Source organism: Actinoplanes sp. OR16 (assembly GCF_004001265.1).
In the GTDB taxonomy this organism is placed as follows: domain Bacteria; phylum Actinomycetota; class Actinomycetes; order Mycobacteriales; family Micromonosporaceae; genus Actinoplanes.
Genome location: NZ_AP019371.1, coordinates 7,603,548 through 7,616,704, shown reverse-complemented (window position 1 = coordinate 7,616,704; position 13,157 = coordinate 7,603,548). Strand labels below are relative to the sequence as shown.

The following is a 13,157-nucleotide window of genomic DNA, read 5'->3' as shown; positions in this document are numbered from 1 at the left end:
AGCCGTTCACGCGCAGCGGGAGAGTCCGGATCCCGGACGCCGAAGGAGCAACTTCTCCCTCAGAATCTCTCAGGCCCACGTACCGCTGTAGCTCAGGCGACTCTGGAAAGTCGTTCGTCCGCGAACGCGCCCACGGTGCAAACCGCTCCTCGTGATCAGCGGTGAAGCTCTCAGGCCCCATGACAGAGCGAGGGAGGCCCTGTTTTCCTACCCTGGAGCCTCCCTTGAGACGCACCGCGCTCTTCGACGTCCATGCGCGCCTCGGCGCGAGCCTGACCGCGTTCGCCGGCTGGACCATGCCGTTGCGCTACGGCAGCGACCTGGCCGAGCACCACACCGTGCGGACCGCCGCCGGCCTGTTCGACCTGGGCCACATGGGCCGCATCGCGGTGACCGGGCGCAACGCCGCCGAGTTCCTCGACTACGCGCTGGCCGGGCGGATCTCCAAGGTCGCGGTCGGCCGGGCCAAGTACACGATGCTCTGCCACACCACCGGCGGCGTCCTCGACGACCTGGTCGTCTACCGGCTCGCCGCCGACCGGTTCCTGGTGGTGGCGAACGCCGCGAACGCCCCGATGGTCCGGGCCATGCTGGGGGAGCACGCCAACGGGTTCGCCGTGGAGATCGCCGATGCCGGTGGATCACTGATCGCGGTGCAGGGGCCGGACGCCGTCGCCGTGCTCGACGACGGCGATGATCTTCCCTACTACGGCATCCGGGCGGCGACGGTGGCCGGCCACGACGTTCTGCTCGCCCGGACCGGCTACACCGGCGAGGACGGCTTCGAGATCTACTGCGCCGACGCCGATGCCACCGACATCTGGGAGTCCCTGGCCGCCGGCGGGGCGAAACCGTGCGGGCTGGCCTGCCGGGACACCCTGCGCCTGGAGGCCGGCATGCCGCTCTACGGCCACGAGCTCACCGTGCGGACCACCCCGTTCCACGCCGGCCTCGGCCGGATCGTCGCCCTCGACAAGCCGGACTTCGTCGGTGGCGCCGCGCTGCGCCGGGCCGCCGCCGACGGCACCCCCGCGGTGCTCACCGGTCTGATCACTTCCGGACGACGCGCACCTCGCGCCGGCCACGCCGTCCTCGACCCGGTCAGCGGCGACCGGGTCGGCGAGGTCACCAGCGGAGCGCCGTCCCCGACGCTGGGCCACCCGATCGCGATGGCCTACGTCCCGCCCGTGTTCGCGACCCCGGGAACCCGGCTGGTCGTCGACGTCCGGGGAACCCGCGAGGACGCCGAGGTCGTCGCACTGCCCTTCTACCGCAGGAGCACCACGTGATTCCGCTCAACCTCCGTTACAGCCGCGACCACGAGTGGTTCACCGACGACGAGATCGCCACGGTCGGCATCACCGCGTTCGCCGCCGACGCCCTCGGCGACGTGGTCTTCGTCGACCTCCCCGAGGTGGGGACGGTGACCACGGCCGGTGACCCGTGTGGCGAGATCGAGTCGACCAAATCGGTCAGCGAGGTCTATGCGCCGGCCGATGGAGAGATCGTGGAAGTCAACCAGGCGCTGGCCGACGACCCGGGGCTGATCAACTCCGATCCGTACGGCGCCGGCTGGCTCTACCGGGTACGGGTGACCGGCACGCCCGAGGTCCTCGACGCCGCGGCCTACGCCGCGCTGATCTCACCGGAGTCATGATCATGGCCGTCTCCGTGTTCGACCTCTTCTCGATCGGCATCGGCCCGTCCAGCTCGCACACGGTCGGCCCGATGCGCGCCGCCCGGATGTTCACCGACCGGCTGACCGGTATCGACGGTGTGGCGACGGTCCGGGCCGAGCTGTTCGGCTCGCTGGGCGCGACCGGTCACGGCCACGGCACGCCCAAGGCGGTGCTGCTGGGTCTGGAGGGATGCGATCCGGAGACGGTGGACGTCGACCGCGAACCGGCCACCGGCGACCTGCCGTTCGCCGTCGACCTGGTGCTGCACCGCCGCCGGTCACTGCCCGAGCACCCCAACGGGATGGTATTCACGGCGCGGGGCGCCGATGGCGCCGAGCTCCTGCAGAAGCGATATTTCTCGGTCGGCGGCGGCTTCGTGGTGGGAGATCTCTTCGCCCCGGTACGAGGGACGCCCGTGGCAGTGGCACATCCGTTCCTGTCCGGAAGTGAACTGCTCGACCTGACCCGCACGACCGGGCTGTCGATCTCCCGGCTGATGCTGGAGAACGAGTCGGCGTGGCGGCCGGAGTCGCAGATCAGGGACGAGCTGCTGCACATCTGGTCGGTGATGTCCGATTGTGTCGACGCGGGGCTGGACGCGGAGGGGGTGCTGCCCGGCGGGCTCAAGGTCCGCCGGCGCGCCGCCTCCACCGCCCGTCAGTTGCGGGCGGCCGGTGATCCGGCGGCACACGCGATGGAATGGCTCACGGCGTACGCCATGGCGGTGAATGAGCAGAACGCGGCCGGAGGTCGCGTCGTGACCGCGCCCACCAACGGCGCCGCGGGAATCATCCCCGCGGTGCTGAGGTACTACCTGGACTTCGTGCCCGGCGCTTCTTCCGACGGTGTCGTCCGGTTCCTGCTGGCGGCCGGCGCGATCGGGTTGCTGTTCAAGGAGAACGCGTCGATCTCCGGCGCCGAGGTGGGCTGCCAGGGCGAGGTCGGGTCGGCGTGCGCGATGGCCGCAGCCGGGCTGTGCGAGGTGCTCGGTGGCACGCCGGAGCAGGTGGAGAACGCCGCCGAGATCGGCATGGAACACAACCTCGGTCTCACCTGCGATCCGGTCGGTGGCCTGGTGCAGATCCCGTGCATCGAGCGCAACGGGATGGCCGCGGTGAAGGCCGTGACCGCCGCCCGGATGGCGCTGCGCGGCGACGGCCGCCATCACGTCTCCCTCGACAAGGTCATCAAGACGATGAAGGAGACCGGCGCTGATATGAAGGTGAAGTACAAGGAGACGGCGCGCGGTGGCCTCGCCGTCAACGTGATCGAGTGTTGACTCTCCCGTAAGGGGAGCACTTCTCGTTGGTGGGGAAGGGAGGAACCGCATGCCCGACCTGATCCCCATCGGCCGCTTCTCTCGGATGGCCCGGCTGTCCGTCAAGGCGCTGCGCTTCTACGACGACCAGGGGCTGCTGCCGCCGGCGTGGGTGGACCCGTCCAGCGGGTACCGCTTCTACACGGCGGGGCAGGCCGCCCGGGCGGAGGCGATCCGCGTGCTCCGGGCCGTCGACATGCCGGTCGCGGCGATCCGGGCGTTGCTCTCCTCGGGGGATCTGGCGAAAGGACTCGCCGATCATCGGGAGCTCCTGCGCGAACGGGTCGCCGAGCAGGAGCGGATGCTGCGGTTCCTCGAACGACTCATCGATCGAGGAGGAATCATGCCGTACGACGTGGGCGTCAAACAGGTGCCGGCCCAGACCGTCGCCTCGCTGACCCTGACCACCGATCTCGCTTCCATCGGGGCGGAGATGGGGCAGGGGTTCGGGACGCTGGTGTCCGCGCTCGGGGCCGCCGGGTCGGCGCCGGCCGGGGCGCCGTTCGTGATCTACCACGATGTGATCGACGAGCAGACGTCCGGGCGCATCTCGATCTGCATTCCGGTGGCCGGGCCCGTCCCGGGGGTTGCTGCTCCGGTCTCCGTCGCTGAGGTGCCGGCAGGCGAGGTCGCCTTCGTCACGCATCGCGGGCCTTATCCGGAGATCTCGCCCGCCTATCACGTGGTGACCGGGTGGATCGAGGAGAACGGGCGGGTGGCCGCGGGGGCGCCGCGCGAGGTCTACCTCAACGATCCGCAGAGTGTGGCGCCGGAAGAGCTGCTCACTGAGGTGCAGTTCCCGATCTCGTCCTGAGAACAGGGCGATGCCCCAGCCGCAGGGGGATCGGCTGGGGCATCGCTGGTCTTTGCGGTTTTCAGTAACCGAAGTCCTGGGTGTAGTACGGGGTGCCGTTGGCGGAGAAGACGGCGCCGACGCCGACGGTGGTCGACTTGCAGTTGAGGATGTTGGTGCGGTGGCCGGGGCTCTTCATCCAGCCGTCGACGACCTGCTTGGCGGTGCGGTAGCCCCAGGCGATGTTCTCCGCCGACGGCTTCGCGTAGCCGGCGGCCTTGCTGCGGGCGACGAAGTTCGAGTTGCTGCGCCCGGTGTGCGAGAACGTGCCGGTCTGCGCCATCCACGCGCTGTGGCCGCGGGCGGCGGTGGTGAGCTTGGCGTCGGTCTTGAGGGCGGCGCAGCCGCGGCTGGTGCGCTCGACGTTGATCAGCCGGTTGATCTCGGTCTGCAGGGAGGTCTCGCCGGCCTTGGTGACGGCCTTCACCGGCGCGGCCTGAGCGGATCCGGCGGTCATCGTGGCGAGGCCGAGAGCGGCCGGGGCGATGAGAGCGGCGGCCAGGGCGAAGCGGCGAAGAGCGTTACGCAAGAGCAGTCCCTTTCGTCGGTGTTCCGTGCTTGCACCGTTCTATTCGGCGCTCGCCTCGCCGACTCGATGAGAGGGTTGGTGCGTGATCGTCGCGAACCGGTTGCGATCATTTCGCGATGAGCGAGCGGGACGATCGGGACTTCGACATCTGGCGTGAAGCCCAGCGCTGGCGGGCCTTCCTCGACGAGCGGAACGGGGACTCCGACCTCGAACTCACCCTGCGGATCCTGAAGCTGACCGAGGAGTCCGGCGAGGCGGCGCAGGCCTGGATCGGGCGCCTCGGGCAGAACCCCCGCAAAGGCGTCACGCACACCCATGAGCAGGTCGTCAGCGAACTCGCCGACGTCGTCTTCACCGCGCTCGTCGCCCTCGAAAGCATCGGGGCGGACGCTCGGGAGGCGGTTCAATCGTGCGCTGTGAAAGCCGCCACGTACCGGGCACGGACCTGACGCTGTTAGGTTGCCGATCGTGAGATCGATGAGGCTCGTGCCGGCCACGCTGCTCCTGGCGTTCGCCGCCGCCTGCACGGAGAACGCCTCCGGCGCGAAACCGGGCTGGACCACCTGCGCCGACCCCGCCAACGACGACGGCCACTGCGACCTGCAGCGCAAGGACGTGCATCAGCGCACCGTCGTGCCCTCGCAGGCGATCGGCGGATCGGCTTCGGCGGTCCACGACGTCGTCGACGAGAGCCGGTTCGCCGCGACGGCCTCCGATGTGGCCGCCGTGACCGACGTCCTCGACGAGGCCGGCTATGAGGACCACGTGGTCCGGCTGGCCCGCGACAGCGACCCGACGGCCATCGGTTCCCTGATCTACGCGGTCAAGGTCGGCGACGTCTGCGTGCTGGGCGACGTCACCCCGGCGGACCGTTCCCACGAGTGGTTCGCGGGCGTACTCCCGGACGGCAGCTGCCTGGTTCCCTGATCGGCCCCCGCCGTTCGCCTTCCTTGTGGGAGCGCGCACATCGGGATGGCGGGTTCGGCAGTCCGCTCTCGTCCCGACCGGATCGGTCGGCTTAGAGTGTCGCCATGTCATGCCTGACCGTCATCGAGGCCGGTGGGCCGCACGCGATCATCGTGCGCGGTCCGGCGCTGGAGATCATCGACCTGACCTCGGGTGTCTCGGCGGGCACCATACCGACCGGTCTCGCCCGGATCACGGCGGTGGCGGCGGCCGAACTGGACGGCCGTCCGATCGCGATCTGCGTGGCGAACCAGCGGCTGCACGCCCTGGAACTCTCGTCCGGCGCGCGCCTCGATGTGACGTTCGCCGGACCGGCGCCCCAGGTGATCACCGCCGGGACGCTGGGCGGGCGGCCGATTCTGATCGGTGGCACCGGCAGTGAGCTGCGCCGCTGGGACATCGCCGGTGGCGCCGAGATCGGCGGGCCCCTCGCGGTGCACCGTGCGCCGATCACGGCGCTCGCCGTCGTCGACGCCGGTGGCCGCCCGATCGTGATCAGTGCCGACAGCGACGGCGTCGTCCACCGGTCCGACCTGGCCTCGGGGGAGGAGGCCGGCGAGCCGATCCACCGCCCGGGCGCGCCGATCAGCACACTGGCCGCCGCCGAGGTGGACGGCGAGGTGCTGACGGCCATCGGGGCCGGTGGCACCCTGACGATCGGCGGTACCGCGTCGTCCGGCGACGGGTCTTTCGCCGCGTCGTCCGGCGACGGTTCTCTCTCGGCGGCCTCCGTCGTTGATGAGGTGGCCGCTGCCGCTGCCGGATTCCTCGGTGACCGTCCGGTTCTGGTCACCTTGGGCCAGGACGAGTCGGTGCGTACGTGGTCGCTGCCCGGCGCCGCACCTTTCGGCCGCCCGTGGGCCGACGAGACCGTCTCGATCACCGCCGTCGCGATCGGGCACGCCGACGGCCGCCCGATGGCGATCAGCGGTGACGGTGACGGGGCGCTGCGCCGCTGGGATCTCGCCACGCTCACCCCGATCGGCGGGAGGATCGAGGCCCACTCCGCCTGGGTACGCGCCGCCGCCACCACCCAGCTCAACGGCCGCACCGTGGCCGTGACCGCTGCTGATCGCTCACTGAGGGTGTGGGACCTCGCCACCGGGGCGCCCGTAGGAGAGCCGATCGACACGCGCTACCAGACGACGGTGCTCACCACCGCCACCTGGAACGGCTTGACGATCGCTGTCTGTCTGCACAGCGACGGGCGTACCAGGGCATGGGATCTCGCCACCGGGAAGCTCGCGGCGGGCCCGCTGGAGGAGTGGGCAGGCGCCCGGGCCTTCGCGCAGGTCGGTGACGTGATCTATGCGGTGACCCAGGACCATCCGTACGACGAGGCTTCAGCGAGCTACGACCTCACCGAGACAGCGCTGCGGGCCTGGGATCTCTCGGCCGGGGCCGTGCTCGGCAAACCGATGATCGGAGGCGGTCACGGCGGCAGTGTGATGTGGCCGCCCGTCACGGTGATCGAGTTCGGCGGGCGGCCGGTCATCGTGTCCGGCGCGGGCAGCGACGGACGACTGCGGCTGTGGGATCTGACCGACGGTGAACAGCTCACCGAGCCCCTCGCCGGTCACGACGGCGAACTGACCGCGGTGGCCGCGACCGTCCACGAAGGACGGCTCCTCGTCGTGACCGGTGGGGAGGACGGCACGCTGCGCATCTGGGATCAGGCCGGCCGGCTTCTCGTCGGCCACACCGGGCGGATCACGTCGGTCGCGGTGGACGGCATCCAGGTGGTCAGCGCGTCCGAGGACGGAACGGTCCGGGTGTGGGATCTGATCAGTGGAGCACTGAAGGCGCGCTTCAGGGCCGTATGAAGATCAGCGCTGCCGCGAGCACCAGCAGGGCGATGTTGAGGCCGATCACTTTCGTCTCGCCGCGGGATACGTGCACCACGATCCCGCCGATCTGGATCGCGACGAGCCCGATCGCGGCGGCGACGGCGAGCCACGGTGCGATCCCGGTGAGCGGCGGCAGGATCACACCGAGGGCGCCGAGGATCTCCAGCGCGCCGATCGTGCGGACCACCGGCATCGGGATCGTGTCGACCCAGCCCATCATCGGCGCCAGCTGTTCTTTGCTCTGCGTGAGCTTCTTCCCGCCGGCATAGAGGTAGAAGATCGCCAGCAGGCCGGCAAGAATCCAGTACACGAGTGCCCTCATCTCGATGGTTACCATTCGTAAGTAGCCACATCATGGGGCACTATCGAGGGGCTTACAAAAGGCACATCGGTGTGCGTAGGGCACAGGGAGTTGTCAGTGGAGTACGAGCACACGTGCATGATCCGCGGCGACGGCGGCAAGACGATCCGCGCGATCCTCGACCAGATCTGCAACAAGTGGACCCTGCTGATCGTGGCGACGCTCGACCAGGGCACGGTCCGCTTCACCGACCTGCAGCAGCAGATCCCGGGCATCTCGCAGCGGATGCTCACCCTCACGCTGCGCAACCTCGAGCGAGACGGTCTGGTGTCACGGACCGTTCATGCCGAGGTGCCGCCTCGCGTCGAATATGCGCTCACCGAGGTCGGCAGAAGCCTGATTCCGCCCGCGTTGGCGCTTGCCGGGTGGGCCCTCCAACACGTGCCGCACATCGAGGCGAGCAGAGAGGCCTATTCGTCGCGGAAGCCGTGAGACCCCGCGACCTCCCTGGTGGGCGGTCGCAGAGTCGTCGCCGGGACGGGGTCGCCTGGGGGGTTACCAACTGCCGGAGGAGCCGCCGCCGTCGGAGGAGCCGCCGCCGAAGCCGCTGCTGGACGAGTCGCTGCTCGACGACCACGAGGACGAGGACGAGGACGAGGTCAAGCCGATCGCCGCGCCGGTGGTGTGGTGCTGGTGGTGGTCGTTCGAGGCGGTGGTGCGGAGACCCCGGGACGAACCGCCGGCGCGGTTGGCCGCCCAGCCGAAGAGGCCGAGGATGCCGAAGACCGCCAGGACGAACAGCCAGACCGGGGCGCCGCTGGAGGAGTCCTCGTAGGCGTAGTCGTCGGTGGGGAACGAGCCGTCGTCGAGGAATGAGCCGTCGCCGGCGAACGAACCGTCGGTGGGGAATGAGCCGTCGTCGTCGACCACCTCGGGGTCGGAAACGGCCGGGGTCAGGGATGCCAGGGACGTGCTGGAGTCGACGGCGTGGCCGAGAGCGCGGCGTACGGCGTCGAGGCCGTTGAGGACGCCCGCCGCGTAGTGGTCGGCGGAGAACTCCGGGGTGATCACCGTGTTGACGATCTCAGCGGCGGTCGTGTCGTCGAGGCGCTGCGCCATGCCGCGGCCGGTGGCGAGGCGGACGTGGTGGTCGTCGACGGCCACGACGAGGAGCACACCGTTGTCGGCTCCGGCCTCGCCGACTCCCCAATCGTTGAAGAGGCCGGTGCTCCACGTCTCGATGCTCGCGTCACCGGTCGTCGGGACCACCGCTACCGCTATCTCGTCGGAGGAGGCCTTCTCGTCCTGCCGGAGCACCGAGGTGATCCGGTCGCAGAGCCCGTCCAGCACATCGGTCTCGTCCACACACCGCCCGTCGGCGGAGGGGAACGCCGGCGCGGCCAGAGCGGGGGACGCGACGGCGGGCCCCGCGACGGCGAAGGCCACGACGACCGATACCGCGAAGGATCGGGTAGCCGGGGAGCTCAGGCGTGCTGCGATCATGCGATCAATGTGAGCAGGGCTGTCAAGGGCGGTGACTGTCCGCGGTTCGAAACCGTGGGCGCGGTGTTCGGGTGAAGGGGATCCGCACGGGACGGCGGGCGTACGGAAATCATGGGGGAAGGACCGCCAGGCCGGCGCGGGCGACGATCTCCTGGAGGGCCGCGACATGGCCGGCGAACGCCGTGTGGCCCTGCGGTGTCAAGCGGGCTGACGTGCGCGGACGCTTGCCGACGAAGCTCTTGCGGATCTCCACGTAACCGGCCTCCTCCAAGGTCGTCAGCTGCTTGGAAAGGGCGGAATCGGACAGCCCGGCGCTGTCGCGCAGGAAGCGGAAGTCGGCCCAGTCGGTGGCGGCCAGGAGGCTGACCAGGGACAGGCGCGTGGGCGCGTGGATCAGATCGTCGAACTGAGCCGTCACGAACTGGGCCATCACGAACCGGCCAGCGGGCGGGCGAGCATGACGCGGCGCAGGTGGGCCATCAAGCGGGGTCCTCCGAGGGCCAGGCCGAGGGCGACCGGGATGCCGGCCAGCGTAGCGGGGAACGGTACGCCGAGGGCTTCCAGGCCGAAGCCGAGACCGATGCCGATCGCGACGAGCGTCAGGGTGAACACGGCGATGGCGAGGCCGCCACGGACGCCGATCAGGCCGGTGCGGACCTGGACGCGGGCGTGCCGGACCACCGCGATGATCAGGGCGGTGAGACCGAGCGCATAGGCGATCGTGCCGGTCGCGACGATCCAGGTCACGCCGGTCTCGACGGCGGCGATGAAGGCGATCATCAGGGCGGCGATGGCGCGCCAGAACCAGACCGGGACCAGATTGGTGTCGACGACCTGGGCGCGGCGGGCGTGGATCTCGGCGAGGGCGAGCTCGGCGTCGACCGGCGGAATGCTCATGTCTTCCTCCTCGGAACGTACTTTCCTGCCAGGAAAGTAGCAGCCACTTTCCACTAAGGAAAGTCTCCTTTTCGCGTCATGAGCAAGAAACCTCACCGAAACCAACTGATCGACGGCCGGTCATGTTGTCATCGCCCGCAAGCGGGGGGAGGCCGGCCATGGGTGTTCGGCGTGTGATATCCACTGTGGTCGTTTCCATGCTGGTCGCCGCCCTGCTGGGCGTCGTCGGCGGCGTTCCGGCGCAGGCCGCGGTGCTGCCGGCCGGCTTCCGGGAGCAGATCGTCTTCTCCGGGCTCAACCTGCCGATGAACATCGAGTTCGCCCCGGACGGCCGGATCTTCGTGGCCGAGAAGGCCGGGCGGATCAAGGTGTTCGACTCGATCGCCGACACCACACCGACGATCTTCGCGGATCTCGGCGTCAACGTGCACAACCAGGGCGACCGCGGCCTGCTCGGACTCGCCCTGCATCCGAGTTTCCCCACGGTGCCGTACGTCTACGTGCTCTACACCTACGACGCCCCGCCAGGGCGGACCGCGCCGGTGTGGAACGACGACTGCACCGGCGTCGGCGGCGCGAACGCCGGCCGCTGCGTCGTGACCGCCCGGCTGTCCCGCCTGGTCGCGGACGGCGACACGATGACCGGCGACGAGACGGTGCTGCTGCACGACTGGTGCCAGCAGTACCCGTCGCACTCCATCGGCGACCTGCACTTCGGGCCGGACGGCATGCTCTACCTCAGCGCCGGCGACGGTGCCAGCTACAGCGCCGTCGACTACGGGCAGCTCGGCGATCCGGCGAACCCGTGCGGCGACCCGGCCGGTCAGGGCGGCGCGCTGCGGTCGCAGGACGTGCGGACCGCCGCCGACCCGGCCGGGCTGGACGGCGCGATCCTGCGGCTCGACCCGATGACCGGCGCGGCGGCTCCCGGCAACCCGGGGATCGGCTCGCCCGACCCGAACACGCAGCGCATCGTGGCGTACGGGATGCGCAACCCGTTCCGCTTCGCGCTGCGGCCCGGCACCGGCGAGGTGTGGGCCGGCGACGTCGGCTGGAACACCTGGGAGGAGGTGAACCGGCTGCCGGACGTCAGCACGGTCCGCAACCTGGGCTGGCCGTGTTTCGAGGGCACCGCGCGCCAGGGCGGGTACGACAGCGCCAACCTGGACCTGTGCGAGAGCCTCTACACGGCGGGCGGGCAGACCGCGCCGCACTACGCCTACCAGCACTCCGGCCAGGTCGTCTCCGGCGAGACCTGCCCGACCGGCGGGTCCAGCACCTCCGGGATGGCGTTCTACCCGACGGCCGGCGGCGACTACCCGGCGCAGTACCGGGGCGCGCTCTTCTTCTCCGACTACACTCGTGACTGCATCTGGGCGATGCTGCCGTCCACGGCGGGCGGCATGCCGGACGCGACCAGACGGCTCACCTTCGTCTCGGCCGCCGCCAACCCGGTCGACCTGGCGATCGGGCCGGGCGGCGAGCTCTACTACGCCGACGCCGCCGGCACGGTCCGCCGCATCCGGTACTTCGCCGGCAACCAGCCGCCGAACGCGGTCCTCGAAGCGTCACCGACCACCGGTGAGGCGCCGCTCACGGTGAACTTCGACGCGAGCCGGTCCAGCGACCCGGACGAGGCGGACGCGGGACTGCTGAAGTACGAGTGGGACTTCACCGACGACGGGACCGTCGACGCGCGGACCGCGACGGCCACCCATACCTACGGCACCGGCGGCGGCCCGTTCACCGCCCGGTTGCGGGTCGTCGACTCGCTCGGCGCCGCGGACACCCAGACCGTGCAGATCCAGGCCGGTAACAGCCCACCGGCGGCGGCCATCGCCACACCGGGCGCCGGCACCACCTTCGCGGTCGGGCAGACGATCACCTTCACCGGCGGCGCCACCGACCCGAACCAGGGCACCCTGCCCGCGTCGGCGCTGCGCTGGCGGTTGCTGCAATATCACTGCTACACGGCCGACAACTGCCACATCCACACCGCGCAGGAGTGGAACGGCGTGGCCGGCGCGTCCTTCCCGGCGCCCGACCACGAATATCCGTCCTATCTGGAGCTGGTGCTGACCGCCACCGACGCGGGCGGCCTGTCGTCGACCACGACGCGGCGGCTCGACCCCCGGACCGTGGACCTGACGTTCACCGGCAACCCGTCCGGGACACGGATCGCGTTCGGCGGCGCCGCCCTGACGACACCGTTCACCCGGCGGGTCATCCAGGGTTCGGCGAACTCGGTCAGCGGCGTGACGCCGCAGACGGCGGGCGGTGTGCCGTATGTCTTCGCCGCCTGGTCCGACGGCGGCGGCCAGACACACACCGTGGTCGCGCCGACCACGAACCGGACGTACACGGCGACGTTCGTGCGGCAGCGGCTGCTCCCGTCGCAGATGACCGTGCGCCGGGTCGACTCGCAGGAGCCGGAGAGCCCGGGCAGCCGGGTGCTCGACGGCAACCCGGCCACCTACTGGCACACCCAGTGGCGGGCCGCCGACCCGAAGCATCCGCACGAGATCCAGCTGGACCTGCGCGGCATCTACGACGTGACCGGCCTGTTCTACAAGGGCCGCCAGGACGTGGCGAACGGGCGGATCGGCCGCTACGAGGTCTACCTGTCGCTCGACGGCACCACCTGGGGTACCGCCGTCGCGACGGGGACGTTCGCCGACAACGCCGGCGAGCAGACGGTCACCATCGCGCCGAAGAGCGCCCGCTACATCCGGCTGCGGGCGCTCTCCGAGGTGACCGGCCAGCCGTGGACGACCGTCGCCGAGCTGGGCGTCGCCGTCTATCCGAGGCTGCCCCGCATCGCCTACACGGTGCGGTACGTCGACAGTCAGGAGACGACGGGCGAGAACGGGCGCGCGACGAACGTGCTCGACAACAACCTGGCGACGTACTGGCACACCAGGTGGTCCGGCGATCCCGACCCGGCGCACCCGCACGAGATCCAGCTCGACCTGGGCCGGAACGTGTCGGTGAGCTGCCTCTACCAGCGTCCCCGGCAGAACTCGGTGAACGGCCGGATCGCCCGCTACGAGGTGTACACGTCGACCGACGCGGTCAACTGGGGCACGCCGGCGGCGAGCGGCACGTGGCCGAACGTGATCGGTGAGCAGAACGCCTGCTTCAGCGCGCGGACCGCCCGCTACGTGCGGTTGCGAGCGCTGTCCGAGGCGACCGGCAAGCCGTGGACGAGCATCTCGGAGATCAGGATCGCCGGGCGTTAGCGGCCTGTCCCGGCGAAGGCCGGGC

The 13,157-nt window shown here is 70.3% G+C and carries 14 protein-coding genes and 1 riboswitch; of the genes, 9 read left to right on the top strand and 5 right to left on the bottom strand.

Features of this window, described 5'->3' with window-relative positions; all coding sequences use genetic code 11:
• The first annotated feature begins 6 nt into the window (after positions 1-6).
• A riboswitch (glycine riboswitch) is annotated at positions 7-95 on the top strand.
• A 129-nt stretch (positions 96-224) separates the two neighbouring features.
• Genes gcvT through EP757_RS35155 form a run of 4 tightly spaced genes read left to right on the top strand, consistent with a single transcriptional unit; the run spans position 225 to position 3,811 of the window.
• Positions 225-1,289 (top strand): glycine cleavage system aminomethyltransferase GcvT, encoded by a 1,065-nt coding sequence (gene gcvT, locus EP757_RS35170; RefSeq protein ID WP_232050164.1) that lies wholly within the window; start codon positions 225-227, stop codon positions 1,287-1,289.
• Positions 1,286-1,657, top strand: coding sequence for a glycine cleavage system protein GcvH (gcvH, locus tag EP757_RS35165; protein WP_127552691.1), 372 nt, complete (start codon positions 1,286-1,288; stop codon positions 1,655-1,657). The genes gcvT and gcvH overlap by 4 nt, the downstream gene beginning before the upstream one ends.
• A gap of 2 nt (positions 1,658-1,659) precedes the next feature.
• Positions 1,660-2,958 (top strand): L-serine ammonia-lyase, encoded by a 1,299-nt coding sequence (locus tag EP757_RS35160; protein ID WP_127552690.1) that lies wholly within the window; start codon positions 1,660-1,662, stop codon positions 2,956-2,958.
• Positions 2,959-3,007: 49 nt separating this feature from the next.
• Positions 3,008-3,811: a MerR family transcriptional regulator gene (locus EP757_RS35155; RefSeq protein ID WP_127552689.1), complete on the top strand. Its 804-nt coding sequence runs from the start codon at positions 3,008-3,010 to the stop codon at positions 3,809-3,811.
• A 61-nt stretch (positions 3,812-3,872) separates the two neighbouring features.
• Here EP757_RS35155 and EP757_RS35150 read toward each other — a convergent pair whose 3' ends face one another.
• Positions 3,873-4,307: a CAP domain-containing protein gene (locus tag EP757_RS35150; protein WP_127554594.1), complete on the bottom strand. Its 435-nt coding sequence runs from the start codon at positions 4,305-4,307 to the stop codon at positions 3,873-3,875.
• A gap of 188 nt (positions 4,308-4,495) precedes the next feature.
• Between EP757_RS35150 and EP757_RS35145 the strand changes: the two genes are divergently transcribed.
• The 3 genes from EP757_RS35145 to EP757_RS35135 all read left to right on the top strand — a co-directional run bounded on the left by EP757_RS35145 (position 4,496) and on the right by EP757_RS35135 (position 7,168).
• Entirely contained in the window at positions 4,496-4,828 is a 333-nt protein-coding gene (locus EP757_RS35145; RefSeq protein WP_127552688.1) for a MazG-like family protein, read from the top strand.
• Positions 4,829-4,856: 28 nt separating this feature from the next.
• Complete coding sequence (locus tag EP757_RS35140) at positions 4,857-5,306, top strand: hypothetical protein (protein WP_127552687.1); 450 nt, start codon at positions 4,857-4,859, stop codon at positions 5,304-5,306.
• Between the two features lie 104 nt (positions 5,307-5,410).
• Complete coding sequence (locus EP757_RS35135; protein ID WP_127552686.1) at positions 5,411-7,168, top strand: WD40 repeat domain-containing protein; 1,758 nt, start codon at positions 5,411-5,413, stop codon at positions 7,166-7,168.
• On the opposite strand, the gene EP757_RS35130 is transcribed toward EP757_RS35135, so the two are convergent.
• A complete protein-coding gene (locus tag EP757_RS35130) occupies positions 7,155-7,502 on the bottom strand; it encodes a DoxX family protein (protein ID WP_232050162.1) in 348 nt (115 codons plus the stop codon). The genes EP757_RS35135 and EP757_RS35130 overlap by 14 nt on opposite strands.
• Positions 7,503-7,610: 108 nt before the next feature.
• On the opposite strand from EP757_RS35130, the gene EP757_RS35125 reads away from it, so the two are divergent.
• On the top strand, positions 7,611-7,985 hold the full coding sequence (locus EP757_RS35125; RefSeq protein WP_370457727.1) for a winged helix-turn-helix transcriptional regulator: 375 nt from the start codon (positions 7,611-7,613) through the stop codon (positions 7,983-7,985).
• A 63-nt stretch (positions 7,986-8,048) separates the two neighbouring features.
• On the opposite strand, the gene EP757_RS35120 is transcribed toward EP757_RS35125, so the two are convergent.
• The 3 genes from EP757_RS35120 to EP757_RS35110 all read right to left on the bottom strand — a co-directional run bounded on the left by EP757_RS35120 (position 8,049) and on the right by EP757_RS35110 (position 9,893).
• Complete coding sequence (locus EP757_RS35120) at positions 8,049-8,996, bottom strand: YgcG family protein (RefSeq protein ID WP_160165982.1); 948 nt, start codon at positions 8,994-8,996, stop codon at positions 8,049-8,051.
• 109 nt (positions 8,997-9,105) lie between these two features.
• Positions 9,106-9,426, bottom strand: a complete 321-nt coding sequence (locus EP757_RS35115; protein WP_127552683.1) for a transcriptional regulator — start codon at positions 9,424-9,426, stop codon at positions 9,106-9,108.
• Positions 9,426-9,893: a hypothetical protein gene (locus EP757_RS35110; RefSeq protein WP_127552682.1), complete on the bottom strand. Its 468-nt coding sequence runs from the start codon at positions 9,891-9,893 to the stop codon at positions 9,426-9,428. The genes EP757_RS35115 and EP757_RS35110 overlap by 1 nt, the downstream gene beginning before the upstream one ends.
• Positions 9,894-10,078: 185 nt before the next feature.
• Between EP757_RS35110 and EP757_RS35105 the strand changes: the two genes are divergently transcribed.
• Positions 10,079-13,132 (top strand): discoidin domain-containing protein, encoded by a 3,054-nt coding sequence (locus EP757_RS35105; protein WP_232050161.1) that lies wholly within the window; start codon positions 10,079-10,081, stop codon positions 13,130-13,132.
• Positions 13,133-13,157 lie beyond the last annotated feature (25 nt).